Origin of the sequence: Botrimarina colliarenosi, assembly GCF_007859955.1 — a bacterium.
In the GTDB taxonomy this organism is placed as follows: Bacteria; Planctomycetota; Planctomycetia; order Pirellulales; family Lacipirellulaceae; genus Botrimarina; species Botrimarina colliarenosi.
Genome location: NZ_SJPR01000001.1, coordinates 1,882,136 through 1,903,953 on the forward strand (window position 1 = coordinate 1,882,136; position 21,818 = coordinate 1,903,953).

Sequence of the window (21,818 nt, forward strand, 5' to 3'; positions counted from 1 at the left end):
CGAGTTTGATTAATCAGCAAGACGGAATTACCTCGTGACACGCTGCCTGACCCTTCTACTATTCGGCTGCCTGAGCGCAGCGGTCACCGACGCGGCGGAATGGTACGTCTCGCCGACGGGGAGCGACTCGAATCCGGGCACGCTGACGGAGCCCTTCGGATCGATCAGCCGCGGCCAGCAAGTCGCGTCGGCTGGCGATACCGTCTGGCTCCGCGGCGGCGAGTACGCCTACAGCGGGACGACCGGCAGCCAGTACGCCGTGCTGTTCAACAAGAGCGGCGCCTCCGGCGCGCCGATCCGCTATTGGGCCTACCAAGACGAGACGCCCGTCTTCGACTTCTTCGACTACCAGCCGCTCGAGCGCATCCGCGGGTTCAGTGTCCAGGCCGACTGGCTACACTTCCGGGGGCTCGAGCTGCGCGGCGTTCAGCAGACCATCACCAACGTCAACGAATCGTGGGGCATCCGTGTCGAGAACCGCGCCGACAACAATGTCTTCGAGCGACTCGATCTGCACCATAACGAGGGGCCCGGCCTCTTCATCGTCGATGGCGGCAACAACTTGGTCCTGAACTCGGACTCGCACGACAACTACGACCCCGACCGAGGAGGCGAAAACGCCGACGGGTTTGGCAGCCACAGCAACGACCCCGGCAATCGCTTCGTCGGCAACCGCGCGTGGAACAACAGCGACGACGGGTTCGACTTCATCAATTCGGACGCGGCTGTTACGGTCGAGAACTCGTGGGCATGGGCCAACGGCTACATCCCCGGGACGACAACCGCCGCCGGCAATGGCGCCGGTTTCAAGGCGGGCGGCTACGGCCTGAACTCGGGCACGTTCCCGGACCCCGGGAGCGTGCCCCGCAACGCGGTCATCGGCAACCTCGCGTTCGACAATCGGGTGCAAGGGTTCTACGCGAATCACCACCCGGGAGGCATCGATTGGATCAACAACACTTCTATCGGCAACGCCCGCGGCTTTGACCTCCTCAACGACGTCGACCCCTCGATCTGGCCGGCCGATCACTACCTCCGTAACAACCTCGCCTACGGCAACAACTCCGACCTGGCGAACGCGAATCAATCGCTGATCGACGACGAGTTCAACAGCTGGAACCTGCGGGGCGCCAGTGGTCGCGACTTCGCCAGTCTCAGCCGCGATGGCGTGGCGGGGCCGCGGATGCCGGACGGCGGCCTCCCCCGGATCGACTTCGCGCGGCTCGCCTTGGGCAGCTCGCTGATCGACGGCGGCGTAGATGTCGGACTTCCGTTCCAGGGGGGAGCCCCCGACCTCGGCGCGTTTGAAGTCAGCCTGCCAGGCGATTACAACAGCGATGGCGTCGTCGACGCGGCCGACTACACGGTTTGGCGTGACTACTTCGGGTCGCCCGCCGGGTCGCTGCCCAACGACGTCGATGGCGGGGTCATCGGCGCGGCTCAGTACGCGACCTGGGTCGCTAACTACGGCGTTGGCGGCGCGGTGGCGAACTCCGTCCCCGAGCCGGCGACCAGTATCCTTATCTCACTTGTCCCCCTGACGATGATCGCCCTGCTCCGCGATTAGACGATCTCGGTCTCGACCCCTCGGAATACCATCATGCGGCGTAACTGTCTGCTGGCGTTGGCTTGTGCTTTGGCGGCGCTCCCTTTGTCGGCGCACGCCGGTGAAGCGACCGCAACGCTTCACGGCGATCGCGATGGCGGCGTGATCAGCCGGCACCTCTACGGGCATTTCGCCGAGCACCTGGGACGCTGCATCTACGACGGCATTTGGGTTGGCGAGGAGAGCGACATCCCCAACACGAGCGGCGTTCGGAACGATGTCATCGAGGCGCTCAAGGCGATCCAGATCCCGAATCTCCGCTGGCCCGGCGGCTGCTACGCCGATGACTACCATTGGCGCGACGGCGTCGGCCCGCGCGACGAGCGGCCCGTGCGCGTCAATATCCACTGGGGCCAGGTTCTCGACACCAACGCCTTCGGGACGCACGAGTTCCTGAACCTTTGCGAGCTGCTCGGCGCCGAGCCTTACCTAGCCGGCAACGTCGGCAGCGGCACGCCCCAAGAGCTACGCGACTGGGTCGAGTACATCACCTACGACGGCGACAGCGAGCTCGCCGAACTCCGCCGCGAGCACGGCCGCGAAGAGCCCTGGAAGCTCAAGTACCTCGGCGTCGGCAACGAGAACTGGGGCTGCGGCGGCGAGATGCGGCCCGAGTACTACGCCGATCTCTTCCGCCGCTACGCCACGTTCTGCCGCGACCTCAGCGGCAACCGGTTGGTACGGGTCGCGTGTGGCCCCAATGGCGGAGACCGCAAGTGGAACGCCGCGGTGCTTTCGAGGGCGTCGCGGCAGATGCAGGCCTATTCGCTGCACCAGTACACGCTCGCCGCCCCCTGGAACGACAAGCTCCCCGCCACCGGGTTCGACGAAGCGAAGTGGTTTAGCATCCTTCATGACTCGCGCAATATCGAGAACGCGATCCAAGTCGCCGAGGAAGAGATGGACAAAGTCGATCCCAACAAACGGATCGGGCTGTTCGTCGACGAATGGGGGACCTGGTACCGCGAAGAACCCAACACGCCGGGCTACGGCCTCTATCAGCAGAATTCGCTCCGCGACGCCCTGGTCGCCGGGATCTCGCTGCACCTGTTCCACGAGCACAACGACCGTGTCCGGATGGCCAACATCGCCCAAGTCGTGAACGTGCTGCAGGCGATGATCCTCACCGAGGGGCCCGACATGGTCCTGACGCCGACCTACCACGTCTTCGAGATGTTCAAAGTCCACCACGACGCCACCCGCTTGCCGGTGGACCTCAAGGGGCCTGATTACGAGTTCGACGGCAAGAAGACGCCGGCACTGAGCGTCTCGGCCTCGCGCGACGGGGACGGTGCGGTCCACGTCTCGATCGTCAACACCCACGCCCACGACGCGATGACGATCACGTGCGGCCTGGAGGGGGTTTCGTCCTCGGCGGTTGCGGGACGCGTGCTGACGGCTTCCGAGTTGGACGCCCACAACACGTTCGCCAAGCCCCACAACCTCGAGCCAGAGGACTTCGACGGCGCCAAGGTCGAGGACGGCGAGTTGACGGTTGAGGTCCCGCCCCGTTCGGTCGTTGTGCTCAGCCTGACGGAGTGACTTTGACTAACGACGGCGACTAACGACGGCGTCCAGGTCGGGTCACAACGATCGCTAAAGTCGCCAGCATGCACGCGGCGGTCGGCTCCGGCACGGCGACGTTGGCGACCGACGCGTTGCTGGCGGGCACGGTGGCGCCGAAGTTCGTCCGCCACAGATCGTACTGGGCCGCGCCGATCACGCCGCCAGCGGTGTCGTTGGCTAACGTCCCTGCCGGGGCGCCTTCGCTGTCACGCCACACGGTGTAGTCCGCTGCGTCGACGACGCCGTCGTTCGTGAAGTCGCCCGGCAGGTTGCTGACCGCCATCAGGACGACCTCGTTCGGGGCGCCATCGACCAGGGCGAACTTGGCTCCGTCCGGCCCGCCCAACGAGAGATTGTTTTCCAGTTCCCCGGCGGTGAGCACCGTGAAGGTCTCGTTCCAGGCGGGCGAGTAGCCCGGTTCGAGGGTGATCTCGAGAACGCCATCCAGCGAAGCGGCGCCCGAGACAGCAAGCAAGTCGTGGGCCCCGTCGCCCAGGTCGAGTCGCAACGCGGCGCCGGCGTCCAAGCTGAAGTCTCCCTCGACCGACAGCGTCTCTCCCATGAGCATCGCGACATCGTTCAGCGGGTTGCTCAGGTCGACGCCCGACGCGTAGTTCAAGTCGTCGATCTGCACCGCGTTGTCTTCGCTCGACGCGCCCGCCAGCGCGAGCACCTCTCGCAACGCCCCCGTCGTTCCGTTTCTGAAACTCAAGGGAGACGTATTGATGCGGTTGGCGGCCGTGGCGTCGGCGCCATCGGAAGTGAGATAAAGGTCATAAACATCGTTCGCCTGGTCGACCACCATCCAAACGTTGTGCCAAGCGTTGGCCGCCAACCGGTTGGAAGATGTTGCGATGAACCCGTCGCCGTCGCGGGCTTCGAGCGCGAAGCCGCGGGCGCTAACCCCCGCCGACAGTCTGACTTGCGCCTCGTAGTCGTCGTAATTGACGTCGCCGGTGCTTGCTTGATCTCCCAGCCCAATGCTGTGGTCGGGCGTGACCGTGGCGGAGTTGAAACGGAAGAAGAACGTGGCGGTCTCCCCTTCGGCGATCACGGCGTCGGCGGCGAGTTCGCGGGAAACGCCCCGGCTCCCCCCCGCCCAGCCGTAGCCGAGCGTCTGGTTGTCGCCGTCGCTCTCGATGGCGGCGAAGGTGGTGTCCTGGTGGGCGGTCCAGGGGGGGCTCGCCACGTCGCGGACGTCGCCGGTCGAGTAGCCTTCGAAGTCGTCGATCAAGAGATGCGGCGTGACGAGCGGCAGCCCCGCAGCGCCGACTCGGACCACGGTCCCAGAAGCCGCCATCAAGCCGCCGCGGACGACGCCGTGACCGCCGAGCAGGCCGTCGCCCGTGAGCGTGGTCCCGCCCGAGCCGGTGGCGCCATCGACGATCAGCGACCCAGCCGACACGGTGGTGGCTCCGCTGTAAGTGTTTTGCCCCCGCAAGGCCCACTCACCGGCGCCACTCTTTATGATGCCGACGAGCCCCTGCCCATCTTCAATCGTCCCTTGGACCACGCCATCGCCGGCGCCCTCCAGGGTCAGAGTCCGCCGGCCGCGGGAGCCGCCGCGCAGCGCGACCCCACCGGCCGACTCCGAGTCGCCCGAAAGAAGGAGGCTCCCGGCGTCGGATCGGATGCGGTACTCCGTCCCGCCCGCTTCGAGGTTGATCGTCCCCGTGACCGTGTTGTTCCCGCTGTTGTTGACGAGCGCCGCGGTCAGGCTCGTCCGCCCGTTGATGTTGATGTTGTTGGAGATCAAGGTGGAGTTCTCCAGCTCGACCCGGGCGGTCGTGCTGTTCCCGCCCGACCCGATCACCACCACGCCGCCAAGTCCGAAGGCGTTGCTGCCCCGAGCCCGAGCGACCGCCGGGCCTTGAGCCCCCGAGTCGATAATCGTATCGCCACGGTAGCTATTGTCGCCGTCGAAGCTGATGATCCCGGGCCCATTGATCTCGACCGCTCCGGCCCCCATCGCGTTGCCGGAGAGCACCAAGGGGTGCGCGGACTCGTTCGTTAGGTTGAGGCCCCCCGCGAACTCGAGGTCGGCCTGCACTTCGTGCGAAACCGAACTCGACGCCGCAACGTTGATAGCGGGGTGTAAGCCACCGTTATTGCCGTACCCAAGAACGAGACGATCGCCTGCGCCACCGAACTGGTACCGCGTGTCGCCGTCGAGATTCATCACGCTCAGTGTGCGCCGGCCGGACCAGTCGATGTTTTGCTCGGTCGCGCCAACGGTGTCGAACGAGGAGGTCACGCCGCCGAGGTTAGGAGAGCCGTTCGTCCAATTATTTCCGTCACTCCACGAAACGTTGGTGGCTCGGCCGGTATAGCCCCAATCGGAAGTCTTGCCGCTGGCCTGCTTCCACACCCGCACGAAATCGACCTTCATCTCGTCGGTATGCCCGACCGGCCATTCGGAGGTGTTCGGCGTGCCGGGCCAGCCCCCCACCGCGTAATTGAGGATCAGGTACATCGACTCCATCTGGGCGATCGCGGCGTCCTGGCCGAACTCGCTGACACGGGCGCCGTCGAAATAGAAGCCCACCCAGTCGTCTTCGCGCCACTCCATCCCGAAGGTGTGGTAAGTGCCGCCGAGATCACCGGTGCTGCCCGGGTTGACCTTCCCGGCGCCGGCAGAGTTGCCGCCGCTCGTGTTCCTGTAATGGAAGGCGGTGTGGTACTCGTCTTGCGCGTAGCCGCTGCCGGCGGCGGTGTCGATCGGATACTCCATGATGTCCGCCTCGGGCGGCCAGCCGTTGTAGAGTCCCCAGAAGGCGGGCCAAGAACCGGGCGTGTCAGGCAGCCGGATGCTGGCCTCGATGTAGCCGCTCGAGAAGGTCTGCTTCGTGTATCCGGTTGAGACCGTGCCGGAGGTGAAGTCCGCGCCCGAGCCGGTGCGGCGGGCCGTGAGTGTCATCGTGCCGTCGCCGAGGCCGACGTTGTCGGGGCTCATGACGGCGTCGTGATTGTGGGTCGTACCCCACGGATAGTTGTAGCTCCACTTGGTGGTGTCGAGCGCGTTGCCGGAAAAGTCGTCGCCCCAATGGTACTGCCAGTTCCCACTGGGCAGCTGCGCCGTCGCCGGCGCGGGAAGAAGCGAGGGGGCCAGGAGCGCGCTCACAACGAGGCAAGCTCGGGATCGGTACAAAATATTTGTCACGAGGGGCGTCGCCTTGATAAGTCTTCTCTGCTCCAAGCCGCACCCCACCGAACGGGGACTGCCGCGGACCTCCCAGTATAAGCAAAGCGGACGGGCGCCGTAGAGCGATGGGGAGAACGTTTTCCGTGTAAGTCCTGGCTTTCGTGGGGGGGGTTTTTGCACACCGGCGACGGCCGCTTCGTCGTCTGCGGCGTTTCTGCCGACCCGCCCTGGGCCGGGCCCACAGGCAAGGCGACTCGATCGCCTAGTAAACCGTTACAAACGGCGCCATAGAGCGGCCGTCCGATCCCCTCCCGGATTCGGAATAAGGCGATCTTCTCCGATCGAACCAAGCAGCATCCAACACCGGCCGCCGCACAACTCGTCCCCCGCGCGCAAGACCGCGCAGCGGGTCAGGCGGTCGTTTTCTCATTTGGCAAGGAGAACGCCATGCGTCGGGAACGTTGCGGCTTTACTCTCGTCGAGTTGCTAGTTGTGATTGCAATCATCGGAGTCCTGGTTTCGCTGTTGCTACCGGCGATCCAGTCCGCACGCGAGTCGGGGCGCCGCACCGCTTGCATGAACAACATGCGACAGCTCGGATTGGGCGTGATTTCGTACGAGGGTCTGTTCGGCCGCTTCCCGGGGCTGTTCGACGAGCTCGACACCACGCGGCTGTCGGAAAACTCGGGAGAGCTCTACATGACGTGGGCGGTCGAGATGATGCCGTTCTGCGAGCGGCAGAAGCTGTACGATCGCTACGCCGAGGGGCTGACGCCCGACAAGTACGTCGAGCTGATGACGTGCCCCAGCGACGACGGCAAGCATGGCGCTCCGGCGGAGAACTCGTACGTGGCGAACGGCGGAAGGCTCGGTTCGGTCGAGGTCCAGAAGACCGCCAATGGCCCCTTCCTCAATCGTGCGGCGACGCCCAGCCTGGCGATGCGTGAAGGGCACTGGGTCGATGGCCGCGAGTACACACTGGCCTTCAGCGAGAATACGGACGCCCTCCGCTTCGACGTGGCCGCGTGGAGTGGCTTTGGAAAGTCCGGCGGGATCGACCCCGAAAAGTACCCGATTCACCGCAAGTACTTCCCCGATGATCGAACTTGGAGCCCGGTCTTCTTCTGGGTCGACTCAGAGCCAGTCGAGCAGCAGATCATTAATGGCGCAACGGAGGAATGCCGGACACCGAAGTGTTTCTGCGACTTTGCCAGCCGCTTACGACTGAGCAGCGATTGCGACACCGACCACGAGTGGGAGCGCTCGCGTAGCTGGCGGGCCCGGCCCAAGAGTCGCCATCCTAACGGCGTGAACATCGTCTTCGGCGGGGGCCGGGCGTCGTTCGTCTCCGAGGCGATCGACTACAAGCTCTGGCGCGCGCTGATGACGCCTTCGGACGAGCAATCGGATTCGCCGTACCGCGACATCCTGCTCGACGACAACGACCTGCCGTAGGGCGTCACGCGCTCTCTAGCAGCGGCGAGCAGCAGAGCCGGCGGAACATGTCGCAGCGGCCCTCGAGCTCATCGGCCGTGCCGACGTCGAGAATCCGGCCGTGTTCCATCACCACGATGCGGTCGGCCAGCGTCAGCGTGCTGGGGCGGTGCGTGATGAGCAACGTCGTCCGGTCGCGGGCGAACTCGGCCAGCGTGCGCTGGATGAGTTGCTCGCTCTCCATATCGATCTGGCTAGTCGCCTCGTCGAGAATCAGGATCTCGGGATCACGGAGGATCGCCCGCGCCAGAGCGATGCGCTGACGCTGCCCTCCCGATAGACGTCCACCGCCAGGCCCGACGGGAGTCTCGTAGCCGTCGGTTAGCCGCTCGGTGATAAACGTATGGGCGTGCGCCCGACGTGCCGCCTCGACAATCTCTTCGCGCGACGCGCCCGGACGTCCGAACGCGATGTTCTCAGCGACGGTGTCCGAGAGCAGCAGCGCCTGCTGCGACACGATGCCGATCCGTTTGCGAATGTCTCGCAGGCGGGCGTCGCGGAGGTCGAGGTCGTCGAAGAAGACGGCGCCCTCGCAGGGGTCGTAAAGCCGTGACGGGAGCGATAGCAGCGTGCTCTTGCCGCAGCCGTTGGGCCCGACGAACGCGATCGTCTCACCACGGTGGATTGTCAGATTGATCCCTTCGAGGCTCAACCGATCGCTGGTGTACTGGAACGAAACGTTCTCGAACCGCATGGTCCGCCAAGTCGTGGGGATCGCCCGCGGGGTCTCGGGGTCGGTAATCGAGGGCTGCCGATCGAGCACCTCATAAACGCGCTCGCTCGAAGCGACGGCGCTCTGGATGACGTTGAAGACGCCCGACAGTCGGCGCGCCGGGTCGCCCATGCCGGCGAGCATGGCGAAGAACGCGGTCATCTGCCCGTGCGTCAGCGGCGTATCGCTGATCGGGACGCCCAGCAGGTGCGTCTGCTGATTGAGCACCAAGTAGCCGCCCGAGACGGCGCCGACAATGACCATCGCGACGCCGACGTTCTCCGTCAGCGGGCTTGAGAGCGAGTCGTAGAACGCGATCCGCATCTGCCGCGCATAAAGCTGCTTGAGGCCTTTGTGAAACCGCGAGCGTTCGGCCGATTCACGCCCGAACGAGCGGATCAGCCGCACGGCGCCGAGCGTTTCGGTCAGGGACTCGTAGACCCCCGACAGTTCCTCCATCGCCCGGCGGTTGGCCCGCTTCAGGGCCTTGCCGAGCCAGTTGATCAGGATCACCGCCCCGGGCGCGACAATCAGCACCAGCAGCAAGAGCCGCCAGCTGAACCACGCGGCGCCGATGGTGCAAGCGAGCATCTTCAGCGGCTCACGCACCGCTTGGCCGAAGACGGTCTGTACGCCGTTGCCGACGCTATAGATGTCGGTGGTGCAGCGCGCCATGAGGTCGCCACGGCCACGGTCGGTGAACTCGTTCAGATCGAGCCGCAGCAGATGGCGGAAGTAGTCCTTCCGGATGTCAAAAGCGACCAAGTTTCCTAGCCGCGACACGGCCAGTTGGTTGACGATGCGGAAGGCGTTCTTGATCAGCGTCCCGAAGAAGACGAACGCGCAGACGACGCCGAGGGTCCCGAATGGCGTGTCGGGGAGCCAGCGCGTCGCCACCGGAATGAAGTCGGCGATGCGGTCGTTCTTCGCCTTCATGAGGCGTTCACGTTGCCGCAGGTCGGTCATCTCTTGCGCGAGGCGGAGCGACGTCTCGGGGCCGGAGATCGACATCCGGCGGGCCGCGACGAGCCTCTGCGAGCGTAGGTCGTCGAGCGATTGCTGACCGGTCTCGACCTCGCGAGCCAGCCAAGTCGGGATGGATTCTCCGTGCATGACCGCGTCGACAACGGGCCAGACGGCGGCGAGATTCGTCGCCCAAAGCACGGCGACCAGCACCGAGGTGATCCAAACGGCGGTCACTGTGCCCGGGTACCGGGCCGCCAGATGCAGCGCGCGGCCAAATTGTTTCATGGGTCGTCCGTGACGGGGCATGACGCCGTTGCTAGCGGGGCGATCCTTTGCCTCCGCTTGAGGGCCTCGCTTTGTACCAGACCCTCGCGGCTCGACCAACGGCATCGGCCGAACGCGGCTTGCTAGCACGAACGCCGCCCGCCAACGCCCGGTCACGCCGATGGCGCCGAAAGAGTGGATTGTTGCGGTCGCGCCGCCGATACCTTCCCCACAGGCGCCCCGCGGCGCGCGGAGGTCGATCGGTCGACCCTTCCGAGATCAAGCGGCGCGGCGACTAGCGGGGGCCTTTCCGGGGGGGAATCCAATGAAGATGCGCTTTGCCGCGTTGGCGGTCGCGCTCGTCGTTTCGAGCGTCGGTTGCACGGCGATCAATTCGTGTGGTCCAGGCTGCGGCGACGTTCCGTGCCATATCGCCACGTCCCAGCGGGCGCCTCGCGCCACCCTGCTCCAGGGCCGTTGCCCCTCGAGCCACGGGTTCTTCGACAAGCTTGGCTGGACCCAGAAGGGTTGCGCCGAGTGTGTCGGCGACGGCTGCGGCGGCGGCTGCGGGATGTTCGGCGCCGGTGATTGCGGACCCGGCGGCCAGTGTGGTTGCGGGCCCAATGGCTGTGGTCCCGACGGCTGCCTGCAGCACGGTCTGCACGCCCTGTTGGACTGCAATGGCTGCAACAGCTGCGGTGACCAAAACTACAACTTCAACCCGGGCCCTCCCGGTGGCCAAGTCGCTTACCCGTATTACACGACACGGGGCCCGCGCGACTTCTTGATGTGCAACCCGCCGTCGATCGGCCCTCGCTGATCGTAGGCGCGACTTGAGGCCGAGGGGCTTGAGGGTTTCGGCACGGACGCCGCTCCCTGAAGCCGACAACCTCACGCCTCGAGTTGGACACCAACGCCAGCCACGTGAGACGCACGGAAGCGTCGAGCGCGGCTGGCGTTTTTTATTTGAGTTGCTGGCGAGGGAACTAAACCCGGTCGCGCAAGATCTCGGTCGCGGCGTTCTTGCCGCAGGCGCCCATCACGCCGCCGCCCGGGTGGCTCGCGGCGCCGCACAGGTAGAGCCCCTTGAGCGGCGTGCGGTGGTCGGCCCAGCCCGCGACGGGGCGGAAGCAGAACAGCTGGTTGGCGTTCATCGCCCCCTGCATGATGTTGCCGCCGGTCAGGCCGTACGTGCGCTCGATGTCGAGGGGCGAGAGGACCTGGCGGTGCTCAATCGCGCCGGGGACGTTTGGCGCGTACTCGCCGATTTTCGCGACGACGCGATCGGCGAAGCTCTCCTTGATGTCGTCCCAGTTGGCGTCGCGCAACTCGTACGGCGCGTACTGGACGAAGCAGCTCAGTAGGTGCTTCCCCGGCGGGGCGATCGTGTCATCGACGCAGGTCGCCATCGTCGCCTCGACGATGGGTTCCGCCGACGGCCGGCCGAGGCGGGCGTCGTGGTACGCCTGCTCCAGGTAATCGAGCGTCGGCGAGATGTGCATCGTCCCGTGGTGGTGCGGGGCGACTTCGCCAGGCGCCGTTGGCCGGGCCGTGAAGTTGGGCGGTTCGCTCAGCGCGAGGTTCACCTTCATCGACGCCGACGCGTAGTCGATGTTCGCCACCGCCGTGCGAAATTCCTCTGGCAGACTCGACGGCTGGAGGAACTTCTGGAACGTGAGGTTGGCGTCGACGCCCGACGCGACGATCGGCGCCGACACCGTCGACCCATCGACGAGCGTCACGCCGGTCACCTTGCCGTTGGCTTCGTTGATCGCGGCGACCGGCGCCTCGCGACGGATCTCGACGCCGAGCTGCTCGCCGACCTTTGCCAGGGCGGTCGCGAGCCCGCCCATCCCGCCGCGGACATAACCCCACACGCCCCGCGCGCCGCCCGCCTCGCCCATCACGTGGTGGAGCAGGACGTAAGCGCTGCCGGGCGAGCTGATCGACGTGAAGGCGCCGATGATCGCGTCGGTCGCGAGCGTCGCCTTGAGCGCCTCGGACTCGAACCAGCGGTCGAGGATCGGCCGCGCCGCGCCGGTCAGCAGTTCGACCGCCGCCGGCTGATCCTTGCCGAGCGCCTTGAGCGTGCGGTGGATCTTCCACAGCTTGGCGCCGTCGCGGACGCGCTTGCCGAGGCCGATCTTCCGCCAGCTGGCGGGCAGCGGCAGCGGGTCGGGCGCCGACTGGCTGAGCGTCGGCTCCAGCACCGCGGCGACACGCTCGAGCAACTTCTCGTAGTTCGGGTACGCCTCAGCGTCCTTCGTGCTGAACTTGCCGATCTCCCGCCGGCAAAGGTCGGCGTCGGGCCCCATCAACAGGCTGCGGCCATCCGGCAGCGGCGTGAAGCTCGACGGCGTCCGCGGCAGCACCGCAAAGCCGTTCTCCTTCAACCGCAGGTCGCGGATGATGTCGGGCAGGAAGAGGCTGATGACGTACGCGGCGGTCGACACCTTGTAGCCGGGCCACAGCTCTTCGGTCGTGGCGGCGCCCCCAAGGACGTGGCGGCGTTCCAGCACGACGACCCGCTTCCCGGCCCGGGCCAAGTAGCAAGCGCAGACGAGCCCGTTGTGGCCGCCACCAATGACAATCGCGTCGTAGGAACTCATCAGCGGGGGACCACGGAGCCACGGTGAATCGAGCAGGCCACAGCCTTTGACTGATCGGCAAACTCGACGGCCCTCGTTCCGAATCGGTCGCCGTGGTTCAATTGGGCGGCTTACAACAGTCGCCCTGCCCTGCCCCGCGCCGCCCATGCTCCGCCGCCATCTCGCCCTCGCCCTGCTGACCGCTATGTCCGCCGCCGCCCGCGCTGTTGAGTACCCCGTCACCGACCGCGAAGAGGTCGTCGACACCTATCAGGGGCCCGGCGGCAAAGAGATCGAGGTCACCGACCCCTACCGCTGGCTCGAGGCCGATGTCCGGGAGTCGGACCGCGTCGCCGCCTGGGTCGCCCAGCAACAGGCCGTCACCGAGGCCTACCTCGCCGACCTTCCGGAACGGCAGTCGTTTGTCGACGAGCTCACCAAGCTCTGGAACTACGAGCGCCGTTCGGCCCCCAGCCGGTTCGGCAAGCCGGGGGCGAGCCCCGAGCGCTACGCTTACTCGAAGAACGACGGCCTGCAGAACCAGAGCGTGCTCTACCTCGGCGACTCCCCCCAGTCGGAGGGTCGCGTCCTCATCGACCCGAATCAATGGAGCGAAGACGGCACCATCGCCCTCGCCGGCACCTCGACAAGCTACGACGGCAAGCTGCTCGCCTACCAGCGCAGCGAAGCGGGCAGCGACTGGCGTGTCATCCGCGTCCTCGATGTCGAGACCGGCAACGACCTCGACGACGAGCTCCGCTGGGTGAAGTTTGGCGGCGTGCAGTGGACCCCCGATGGCAAGGGCTTTTATTACAGTCGCTACCCCGAGCCGGAGGAGGGCGCCGCCTACCAAGCGTCGGCCCTCAACCGGAAGCTCTGCTATCACCAGCTGGGCGACCCCCAGGAGAAGGATGTCGTCGTCTACGAGGACCCTGAGCACCCCGACTGGTCGGCCGGGCTCTGGCTCAGCGAGGACGGCGCCTGGCTCGTCGTCGCTGTCAGTAAGGGGACCGACAACCAGAACCGCCTTTACGTCCGTAAGGCCGACGGGGGAGCCAATGACGGGGGCGCCGACTGGATCCCGCTCGTCGAAGACTTCGAGAACGAATTCAACCCGATCGCCAGCGAAGGGGACCGGCTCTACCTGCTCACCGACCAAGACGCCCCGCAACGCCGGGTCGTGACGTTCGACTTGGCCCGCGCCGGCGAAGTCGAGTTCCGTGACACGCTCGTCGAGGTCGTGCCCGAGAGCGCCGCGACGCTCGAGTCGGCGTCGCTCGTCGGGGGCGTCGTTTTCGTCCAGTACCTCGAGGACGTCGCCGCGGTCGTGCGTCGCTACTCGCCGCGCGGCGCGCCGCTCGGCGAAGTCGAGCTGCCCGGCGTCGGCAGCGTCTACGGCTTCGGCGGCTGGCAAGACGCGACCGAGACTTTCTACACCTACACCAGCTACGACGCCCCGCCGACGACCTACCGCTACGACATCGCTTCGGGCGAGTCGACGCTGTTGTTCCAGCCCGACGTGGGCGTCGACTTCTCCAAGTTCACCGTCCGGCGTGAGTTCTACGAGTCGAAGGACGGCACACGAGTGCCGATCTTCTTGACGCACCGCAAGGACCTCGAACTCAACGGCAACAACCCCACCCTGCTCTACGCCTACGGCGGGTTCACGATCTCTATCACCCCCGGTTACTCGGCCAGCCGGATGGCGTGGGTCGAGCATGGCGGCGTCCTGGCGGTCGCCAACCTCCGCGGCGGCGGCGAGTACGGCGAGCCGTGGCACGAGGCGGGCAAGCTGCGGAACAAGCAGAACGTCTTCGACGACTTCATCGCGGCGGCCGAGTGGCTCGTCGCCGAGAAGATCACCAGCCCCGAGCATCTGGCGATCCAGGGCGGCAGCAACGGCGGCCTGCTCGTCGGCGCGGTGATGACGCAGCGGCCCGACCTGTTCGGCGCCTGCCTGCCGGCGGTCGGCGTGATGGACATGCTCCGTTTCCACACGTTCACAGCGGGCCAGTTCTGGCGTGACGAGTACGGCTCGTCCGACGACCCGGCGATGATCGAGTACCTGCTCGGCTACTCCCCCTTCCATAACGTGAAGCCCGGCGTCGCCTACCCGCCAACGCTGGTCACCACGGCCGACACCGATGACCGCGTCGTCCCGATGCACAGCTTCAAGTTCGCCGCAGCGCTACAGCACGCCCAGCAAACGAGCGAAGCGGGCGACAACCCGCTCCTGATCCGCATCGAAAGCCGAGCCGGCCACGGCGCCGGTACACCGACCAAGAAGCTCATCGAGCAAGCGGCCGACCTGTGGGCGTTCTTGTGGGAGCATGTTGGGCCGTAGAGCAACAAAAATCAGCCGCAGGGCGCTAGCCCCGGTTCATTCCTGGGTTTCCGTCCCCCCCAAATAGAACCGGGGCTAGCGCCTGCGGCTGATCTGGGGCGGACGGTTTGCATTTACTCGCAACCTTTCCGTTCTTGCGATTCGCCGGCGTACGTGACGACTTGGTGCAGGTCGTCTTCATCGTTGACGCACTGCCAATCGCCGCCAACCGTCCAGACCGGTCGATCGACGAACGCATCGAACCGTTGCCGCAGTTCGCGAGTGCAGTTTGCCTTCAACTGATCGCGTACCCGCTTTCCATTGAAACCAGGGGCTGTGACGACAACATGCACGTGATTACTCCGTGCATTTGCTGCCCACAGGCGCCACCCGCGGTGATCGGCGTGCCTAGCGATGGCGATCTCCACGGTCTCCCGCTGCGCGGAGTTTAGTAGAACGACGTCGTGTCGTAACCGGTCACGATGCCAATTCTCTAGCCGCGGTTGCGGCGGGCGGTCGCCCAGTGTTCGTTGGCGCCACCAACGAGAATCTCCCTGCAAAAAAGTCCCGTATACCGACCAGGTGATGAAGAACGCGATCGGTTCGTCATGCAATTTCATTGCCGACGCCCACCGGGGTTCAGGAAGCGATCAGCCGCACGGCGCTAGCCGCGGTTCCGGCGAGCGAGGTGGGTTGGAACCCAGGAATAAACCGGGGCTAGCGCCCTGCGGCTAATTGTTAGCGTCGTCAGCGGACCCTACGGGAACAGCACGCAGATTGGCGCCGGGGCGTAAACCGAGTGCAGCGTCCATTGCAGTTCGCCGGTCTCTTGGTCGATCGCGAACACCGCCAGAGTGTTCGAGTCGCGGCCGGCGGCGATCAGCCATTTGCCCGACGGGTCGATCGCGAAGTTGCGCGGGTGCGAGCCGCGGACCGGCTCTTGGTCCACCAGCGTGAGGCTCGCTCGGTCATCGCTTACCCGGTAGGCCGAGATCGAGTCGTGGCCACGGTTGCCGACGTAGGCGAACTTGCCCGAGGGATGGACGCGCACTTCCGACCCGCTGTTGAAGACCTCGCCCTCGATCTGGTCGGTGCGAAGGGTCTCGAACGTGCCGAGCAGCGTCAGCTCGCCCTTGTCGCCGTCCCAGCCGAGCGCCGAGACCGACATCGCGAGCTCGTTGACGACATACCCCTCGGTCCCCGATGGGTGGAAGGCGAAGTGCCGCGCGCCGCCACCAGGCGGGGTCTTCACCGAGCCGTGGGGCGTGAGGACGCCGTTGGCCGCGTCGAGCGCGTGGACATAAACCCGGTCGGCGCCGAGGTCAGGCGATAGAACGTAGCGGTTGTTGGGAGACACGCCCGCCCAGTGGGCGTGGCAAGCGGCTTGACGATCGGGCACGACACCCGACGGATCGTCGTGCTCGAGCAGCGACACGCGCTCGGCGATCGACCCGTCTTCCTTTAGCAAGTACGACGCCACGGAGCCGCCGCCGTACTGGGCGCTGAGCAGCACGCGCCCGGTGTAGTCGACCGACACGTAGCAAGGCCCGCCGTCGCCGGTGGGAACCGATCCCATCGGCTGAAGCCGTTTGCCGTCGTTGCCTTCAACGATCCGCCAGGCGGCAACCGCGCCGCCATCGGCGTCGACCGTCGCGTAGAGAACCGGCAACGTCGGGTGCTTGGCTAGGAAGCCGGGCTGCGAAGCTTCGGCCGCTAGCTTGGCGGGCGAGAGCGTCCCCTTCTCGTCGTCGAACGTGAGGTGATAGATCCCTTGGCTCATCCGCTCGGGACCGGTGTCGGTGCCGATCCACAGGTCGTGGGTGGCGGCAGAGGCGGTGGTGGCCGCTAGGAGGAGCGTCACGGTGCTAGTCAGGTGCATTCTTGAGGAGGGCGGGTTGATATTCAGAGGAAGTGGAAAACCAGCCGCTGAGACGGCGTCCGCTCCCCCAAGGTTCTTTTCCAGCGGCCATCTTTTGTACGACTTGGATTGGCCGCGTGTCGCGTCAACTTGCGGGGATCTGCCAAGAGAAGTGTCATCCTATCGACATCTGCGATGCTTAATCGACTTCTCTCTAGCTGGACTCCCCCGCTCAACAATTTGACGTAAGCATTTATTGGAAAAGGACTTACGAACGTCAATCGAGGTTGGCCCGATAGGTGCAACCCAAAAGGTCGTAGTCGTCGCCATCCCGCCGACGACGCCCCCCTTCTAGGAGAGACCCGAATGACGAAGCACCTTATGGCAGCGGCCGCCGCGGTCGCGCTGTGCTTCGTGGCCGGCGCTGACAAGGCCGAGGCACGAGGCTTCCACATCCGAGCCGGCGGCGTTCACGTCGATGTCGGCAACCCCCACGGGCACGGCCGCGGTTACGCCGTTGGCTATCCCGCCGCCTACGGCTATGGCGGCTTCGGTGGGCATGGCGGCGGCTACGGCGGCGTGCATCGCTCGTTCTATGGCGGCGGCCACGGCGGTCACCACGGTGGCGCCGTGTGGCACGACACGACGCACTACGACTGGCACGGCCCAAGCCTCCGGCGCCACGGCAACCACTACGACTACACGCCGGGCCACTACGACCTGCACCGCGACGGGCATTGGGACCGTCACTGAGCGACGTAGGCTTTGCGATCCGATTGAGCCGCCGGGGAGCGCCATCCCCGGCGGCTCTGTATGTTCAGAGCAATCTAAGAACCGTAGAGGTCGATCTGGCCGTACTCACTCTTGATGGCTTCGATGTCGCGAGGCTCTTCGGAGACGATGTTGTCCTTCACCGTTAGCATCCCAGCCTGTTCAAAGTCGTCGATGTACCACGGGACCTCGCCGTTGAGCTTGTAGCCCCAAGGCTCGATGAATCGCTCGATCAGGTACTCGAGCCACTCCTTGCCATGGTAAAACTTCTCGTTCTTGTCCCACTCAAGGCCGGCGCGATCTTCGGTAGGGATCCACTGGCAGTAGTACGTGGGCGGCTTGCCGTCGCCGCCCGGCTCCCCGTTCTCATCTTCGTGCTCGGTATCGCTAAACTCAAACAACACCTCCGCGTGCTCGGTGTCGATCACTCGATCGAAACGAAACGGTTTCAGGTAAATCGTCGAAAAACCCACGGCGACCTCGCTCGGATACTGGAGAGGGGGTGTTCGCTTCGCCTCCGTTTCGTACCCCGAATGCCGCCAAACGGTCAACTAACTTAGCGCGACGGTCACGGTCTTCGTTTCGAGGTACGCGTCGAGGCCCGCGGCGCCTTTCTCGCGGCCGACGCCCGATTGCTTGAAGCCGCCGAATGGCGCCGCCGTGTCGAACACGTCGTAGCAGTTGACCCACACGGTGCCGGCCCGCAACTCGGCGGCCAAGCGATGCGCCTTGCTGACGTCCTTCGTCCAGACCGCCGCGGCGAGACCGAACGGCGTGTCATTGGCGCGCTTGGCGACCTCTTCGGCGTCGCTGAATTTGAGCACGCTCATAACCGGCCCGAAGATCTCTTCGCGGGCGATCCGCATGTCGTCCTTCACGCCGGTGAAGAGCGTCGGCTCGACGAAGTATCCCGAGTCGCCAAAGCGCTTGCCGCCGGTGACACACTCGGCGCCATCCTGCTTGCCGATCTCGACGTACGACAGCACCTTGTCGAACTGGGCCTGATCGACCTGCGGGCCTTGCTGGGTCGCGGGGTCGAACGGGTCACCGAGCCGGTAGTCGTTGTTCATCGCGGCGAGCCGGTCGACAAACTCGTCGTGGATCGCGTCCTCGACATAGAGCCGGCTGCCGGCGACGCAGCACTGCCCCTGGTTGAAGTATAGGGCGAAGTGGGCCCCCTTCACGGCCGCGTCGAGGTCGGCGTCGGCGAAGACGACGTTGGGGCTCTTGCCACCGAGTTCGAACGTGACCCGCTTAAAGGTCTCGACCGCGCTGCGCTGGATGATCTTGGCCGTGGTTCCCTCGCCCGTGAAGGCGATCTTATCGACGCCCGGGTGGGCGACCAGCGCCGCGCCGGCCGTGGGTCCAAAGCCCGGCACCACGTTGATGACGCCAGCGGGGAAGCCCGCTTCCTTCGCCAGCTGCGCCATGCGCAGGCAGGTGAGCGGCGTCTGCTCGGCCGGCTTCATCACGATCGTGCAGCCCGCCGCCAGCGCAGGGCCCCACTTCCACGCGGCCATCAGGGCCGGGAAGTTCCACGGGATGATCTGCCCCACGACGCCGACCGGCTCGCGCCGCGTGTAGCAAAAGTAGTCGCCGCGGATCGGGATCGTGTCGCCCTGGATCTTGTCGCACCAGCCGGCGTAGTAACGCAGGCAGTCGACCACCAGCGGGATGTCGGCCGCCCGGGAGTCGCTGATCGGCTTGCCGTTGTCGAGCGTCTCGAGCGCCGCGAGGTAATCGAGCTCTTCCTCGATCAGGTCCGCCAAGCGGTGCATGAGCTGCCCGCGGTCGCGGGCGTCCATCGTCCGCCACGGGCCCCCCTTTCCAGAAACACCATCGAACGCCCGGCGGGCCGCCTTGACGGCGCGGTCGATGTCCTCGGCGTCCCCCTCGGCGACGTTGGCGATCACCTCCTCCGTGGCGGGGTGGATCGTCTCGAACGTCTTGCCGCTCGCGGCATCAACCCACTGGTTGTCGATAAAGCATTGCGTCTGCTTGACTTGCGGACGCGCGACCGGACCACTTTGTGGATTGACGGGGGTGGCGGTAGCCATCGAGAGAGACCTCCGGAGTAGGGACGATGCGACGAGACAGGTAATTGTAGAGATCGCGGGGCGGTTTTGCACGCCAAACGAGTCGCCCCCCGTCAAGCGGCGCCAAGCGAGCCGGGAGACGCCAGTCGCCGGAGGAAAGCCAGTCGCCGGAGAGAAGCGGGTACCAAGGTTCCTCTGGGGACTCAGGCCTCCCGGCTCGCTGGTGGGGTCTCCCGGCTCGCTGGCAATGCTCTGGGTCGATGAAAACTTGTTGCTTGTCGGCCGCGTAGAACGGTAGAACCCACAGAGGTGATTTTGTGTCACGCCCTCGCCTGGATCAGTGATCATGTTCCGCCGCGCCGTCCTTGCCTTGGCCCTCCTGATGGTCTTCGGCGTCGCCCTCGAGGCGGCCGCCCAAAACACCGCCTACTACGGCACCCGTCGCGGCACGAGCGCCCGCTACTACAGCGGCCAGTACCAGGCGCAGTTCCCCAACGTCGTGCCGACGTTCAGCCTGCCCGTCTACGGCGGCGGCCGCTACCGCTCGTACTACCGGGGCGGATACGGCGGCTACTACGGGGGCGGTTACCCGGTCTACCAACAGCCGGTGATCATTTACCCGCCGGCCGTGTACTACGGGTACTGATCCTACGGGTACTGGTCCTTGGCGCAGCGTATCGCCCCTCGGCTCAGGAGCGTTGCGTCGCGGTGGCTCTGCTTGACGGCTCCGCTGTGGTAGCTTGGGCGAATCGCTTCACCCTCCCCACCACCAAGTGACCGAGTTATGTCCCTCTCGCGCACGCTCCTCCTCGCTGCCGCTTGCTTCACGCTGGTCGGCTGCCAGAAGAAAGAAACAGTCGTTGACGTGAAGTCCCCGCTCGGCGACGTCGAGGTTGTGAAGGACACCGCGACCGGCGATGTTTCGGTCGACGTCGACGCGGAAAACGAGTGACCGGAAGGCGAGATGGCTTGCCTGACAGTAACCGAGTCGATTGACGCCCCACCCGAGCGGGTGTTCGCACTGGCGACCGACTTCGCCGGCGCGCCCGAACGGGTCCGGGGCGTCAAGCGGCTCGAGCTGCTAACCGACGGCCCCATTGGCGTCGGAACTAGGTGGCGCGAGACCCGGCAGATCTTCGGCAAGGAGTCAACCGAAGAACTCGAGATCACCCGCTTCGACCCGCCGCGGTCGTACACGGCCGAGTGCGAGACGTGCGGCTGCCGCTTCGAATCGACGATCACCTGTGAGCCCGAGGGCGCTGGGACGCTCGTCACTTTTCAGAACCAGACGCAAGCGCTCACGCTTTCCGCCAAGCTCATGGCGCCGCTGGGCGTGCTGATGGCGGGCGGCATGAAGAAACTCTTTGCCGCCGACCTCGCCGACCTACGCCGCGCGGCGGAAGCCTGACGTAGCAAGAGCGAGAGCGACTAGCCCGATGGCCGCCGTCGTCGGCTCCGGGATCGGCTCCGGGATCGGCTGCGAGCCTAACGCAAGCATCCGGCCGTAGTTGGTGCGCCAGACCATCAGGTCTAGCTGCTGGGCGTCGCTCGACACGTTATCACGGATGAGCGTGTAATCGGCCGCGTCGACAAGGCCGTCGCTGTTGCAATCGCCCGGCAGCGTGACCGCTGTGTCGATGACGAGCAGCGACAACTCGGTCTCGGTCATCTGGGGCAAGAACTCGAGCGTGCCGGGGAGGTCGGGGAGATCGTACTCGAATAATCCGACGTTCAAGGAATCGGCTTCGAACAGGTGATACACCTGCCCGGCGGCGACTTCGCTCGCTGCCGAGGCGTCGACTGCAAGGACGCCGCTAACGGTCAACTGCTCGGCGCCGACGACGGATGACGCGGTGAGATTGTTGTCGCCGAGAGCTAGCGACAGGCCGTCACCAATCGAAGCCGGTTCACCAAAGTAGACCGAGCTGTTCGCCCCGAGCGAGACTTCCGAGCGGATGTCTGCCGACGTGAACTCGACCGAGGCGCCATCAGCAACGCGCAGCAAGCCACGGGGTGAGGTAGTAATTCTGACATCGACCGTATTGTTCTGCCCTCGTATTTCAAGAAGGCCATCCACGGAGAGATCCACATTGCCGGCAGCGCCGGACTCGCGGCGGATCATCGATCCTTCGAGCAGCAACGAGGAAGGTTCCGACGTGCTACCTTCGATGCCGAGACTGCTGGAAATCAACAGTTCGGTATCGATCAGTTTAAAGTGCCCCCGGCTGATGAAAGTTGGCCCTGCTTCTAAACGGATGGTCGATCCCTCCGCAAACAGCTCTCCAGCCAACGGAAGGTAACCATTGCCGACGCCGCTAATGATGGTGAACGTGCTGTCCTTTAAGCGGATCACGCCCTCGCCGGTGCCGTTGTCGCCTTGGTTCTTGCGTAAGGTGAAATCGCCCCGCTCGATGTCGACCGAGCCGAACGAATTGCCTTGGTTTCTAAGGAGGAGGCCTCCGACATCGAGTGCTCCGCCGACCACCCGCACC

Annotated in this window: 17 protein-coding genes; 9 read left to right on the forward strand and 8 right to left on the reverse strand. The window is 65.5% G+C overall.

What is annotated here, in order from left to right:
• Positions 1–34 precede the first annotated feature (34 nt).
• Together Pla108_RS07475 and Pla108_RS07480 are read left to right on the forward strand one after the other, a co-directional pair.
• Entirely contained in the window at positions 35–1,567 is a 1,533-nt protein-coding gene (locus Pla108_RS07475; protein ID WP_197526329.1) for a right-handed parallel beta-helix repeat-containing protein, read from the forward strand.
• Between the two features lie 33 nt (positions 1,568–1,600).
• Complete coding sequence (locus tag Pla108_RS07480; protein WP_146444234.1) at positions 1,601–3,148, forward strand: alpha-N-arabinofuranosidase; 1,548 nt, start codon at positions 1,601–1,603, stop codon at positions 3,146–3,148.
• A gap of 19 nt (positions 3,149–3,167) precedes the next feature.
• Here the strand turns inward: Pla108_RS07480 and Pla108_RS07485 are convergent, their stop codons facing one another.
• Complete coding sequence (locus Pla108_RS07485; RefSeq protein WP_146444235.1) at positions 3,168–6,293, reverse strand: glycoside hydrolase family 16 protein; 3,126 nt, start codon at positions 6,291–6,293, stop codon at positions 3,168–3,170.
• Between the two features lie 468 nt (positions 6,294–6,761).
• Here Pla108_RS07485 and Pla108_RS07490 point away from each other — a divergent pair, with 468 nt between their 5' ends.
• The gene (locus Pla108_RS07490; protein ID WP_146444236.1) at positions 6,762–7,769 is read left to right on the forward strand and encodes a DUF1559 family PulG-like putative transporter; all 1,008 of its coding nucleotides are present in this window, start codon (positions 6,762–6,764) and stop codon (positions 7,767–7,769) included.
• A gap of 4 nt (positions 7,770–7,773) precedes the next feature.
• Here Pla108_RS07490 and Pla108_RS07495 read toward each other — a convergent pair whose 3' ends face one another.
• Positions 7,774–9,771, reverse strand: coding sequence for an ABC transporter ATP-binding protein (locus Pla108_RS07495; RefSeq protein WP_197526330.1), 1,998 nt, complete (start codon positions 9,769–9,771; stop codon positions 7,774–7,776).
• A 304-nt stretch (positions 9,772–10,075) separates the two neighbouring features.
• On the opposite strand from Pla108_RS07495, the gene Pla108_RS07500 reads away from it, so the two are divergent.
• A complete protein-coding gene (locus Pla108_RS07500) occupies positions 10,076–10,570 on the forward strand; it encodes a hypothetical protein (protein WP_146444238.1) in 495 nt (164 codons plus the stop codon).
• A 166-nt stretch (positions 10,571–10,736) separates the two neighbouring features.
• On the opposite strand, the gene Pla108_RS07505 is transcribed toward Pla108_RS07500, so the two are convergent.
• A complete protein-coding gene (locus tag Pla108_RS07505; RefSeq protein WP_146444239.1) occupies positions 10,737–12,359 on the reverse strand; it encodes a phytoene desaturase family protein in 1,623 nt (540 codons plus the stop codon).
• Positions 12,360–12,504: 145 nt separating this feature from the next.
• Here Pla108_RS07505 and Pla108_RS07510 point away from each other — a divergent pair, with 145 nt between their 5' ends.
• Positions 12,505–14,682 (forward strand): prolyl oligopeptidase family serine peptidase, encoded by a 2,178-nt coding sequence (locus Pla108_RS07510; protein WP_146444240.1) that lies wholly within the window; start codon positions 12,505–12,507, stop codon positions 14,680–14,682.
• A gap of 113 nt (positions 14,683–14,795) precedes the next feature.
• On the opposite strand, the gene Pla108_RS21515 is transcribed toward Pla108_RS07510, so the two are convergent.
• Both Pla108_RS21515 and Pla108_RS07520 read right to left on the reverse strand, forming a co-directional pair.
• Entirely contained in the window at positions 14,796–15,281 is a 486-nt protein-coding gene (locus Pla108_RS21515) for a transposase (RefSeq protein ID WP_315851603.1), read from the reverse strand.
• A gap of 137 nt (positions 15,282–15,418) precedes the next feature.
• Positions 15,419–16,522: a lactonase family protein gene (locus Pla108_RS07520; RefSeq protein ID WP_231934327.1), complete on the reverse strand. Its 1,104-nt coding sequence runs from the start codon at positions 16,520–16,522 to the stop codon at positions 15,419–15,421.
• 363 nt (positions 16,523–16,885) lie between these two features.
• Here Pla108_RS07520 and Pla108_RS07525 point away from each other — a divergent pair, with 363 nt between their 5' ends.
• On the forward strand, positions 16,886–17,272 hold the full coding sequence (locus Pla108_RS07525; RefSeq protein ID WP_146444242.1) for a hypothetical protein: 387 nt from the start codon (positions 16,886–16,888) through the stop codon (positions 17,270–17,272).
• Between the two features lie 74 nt (positions 17,273–17,346).
• Here the strand turns inward: Pla108_RS07525 and Pla108_RS07530 are convergent, their stop codons facing one another.
• Complete coding sequence (locus Pla108_RS07530) at positions 17,347–17,763, reverse strand: hypothetical protein (RefSeq protein ID WP_146444243.1); 417 nt, start codon at positions 17,761–17,763, stop codon at positions 17,347–17,349.
• A 78-nt stretch (positions 17,764–17,841) separates the two neighbouring features.
• A complete protein-coding gene (locus Pla108_RS07535) occupies positions 17,842–19,347 on the reverse strand; it encodes an aldehyde dehydrogenase family protein (RefSeq protein ID WP_146444244.1) in 1,506 nt (501 codons plus the stop codon).
• A 325-nt stretch (positions 19,348–19,672) separates the two neighbouring features.
• Here Pla108_RS07535 and Pla108_RS07540 point away from each other — a divergent pair, with 325 nt between their 5' ends.
• From Pla108_RS07540 to Pla108_RS07545, 3 genes are all read left to right on the forward strand, one after another.
• Positions 19,673–19,972: a hypothetical protein gene (locus Pla108_RS07540; protein ID WP_146444245.1), complete on the forward strand. Its 300-nt coding sequence runs from the start codon at positions 19,673–19,675 to the stop codon at positions 19,970–19,972.
• A gap of 138 nt (positions 19,973–20,110) precedes the next feature.
• The gene (locus tag Pla108_RS20915) at positions 20,111–20,278 is read left to right on the forward strand and encodes a hypothetical protein (protein WP_197526331.1); all 168 of its coding nucleotides are present in this window, start codon (positions 20,111–20,113) and stop codon (positions 20,276–20,278) included.
• Between the two features lie 12 nt (positions 20,279–20,290).
• Positions 20,291–20,734, forward strand: a complete 444-nt coding sequence (locus Pla108_RS07545; RefSeq protein ID WP_146444246.1) for an SRPBCC family protein — start codon at positions 20,291–20,293, stop codon at positions 20,732–20,734.
• Here Pla108_RS07545 and Pla108_RS07550 read toward each other — a convergent pair.
• A complete protein-coding gene (locus Pla108_RS07550; protein ID WP_197526332.1) occupies positions 20,711–21,811 on the reverse strand; it encodes a hypothetical protein in 1,101 nt (366 codons plus the stop codon). The two genes, Pla108_RS07545 and Pla108_RS07550, sit on opposite strands and share 24 nt — an antisense overlap.
• Between the last annotated feature and the right edge of the window lie 7 nt (positions 21,812–21,818).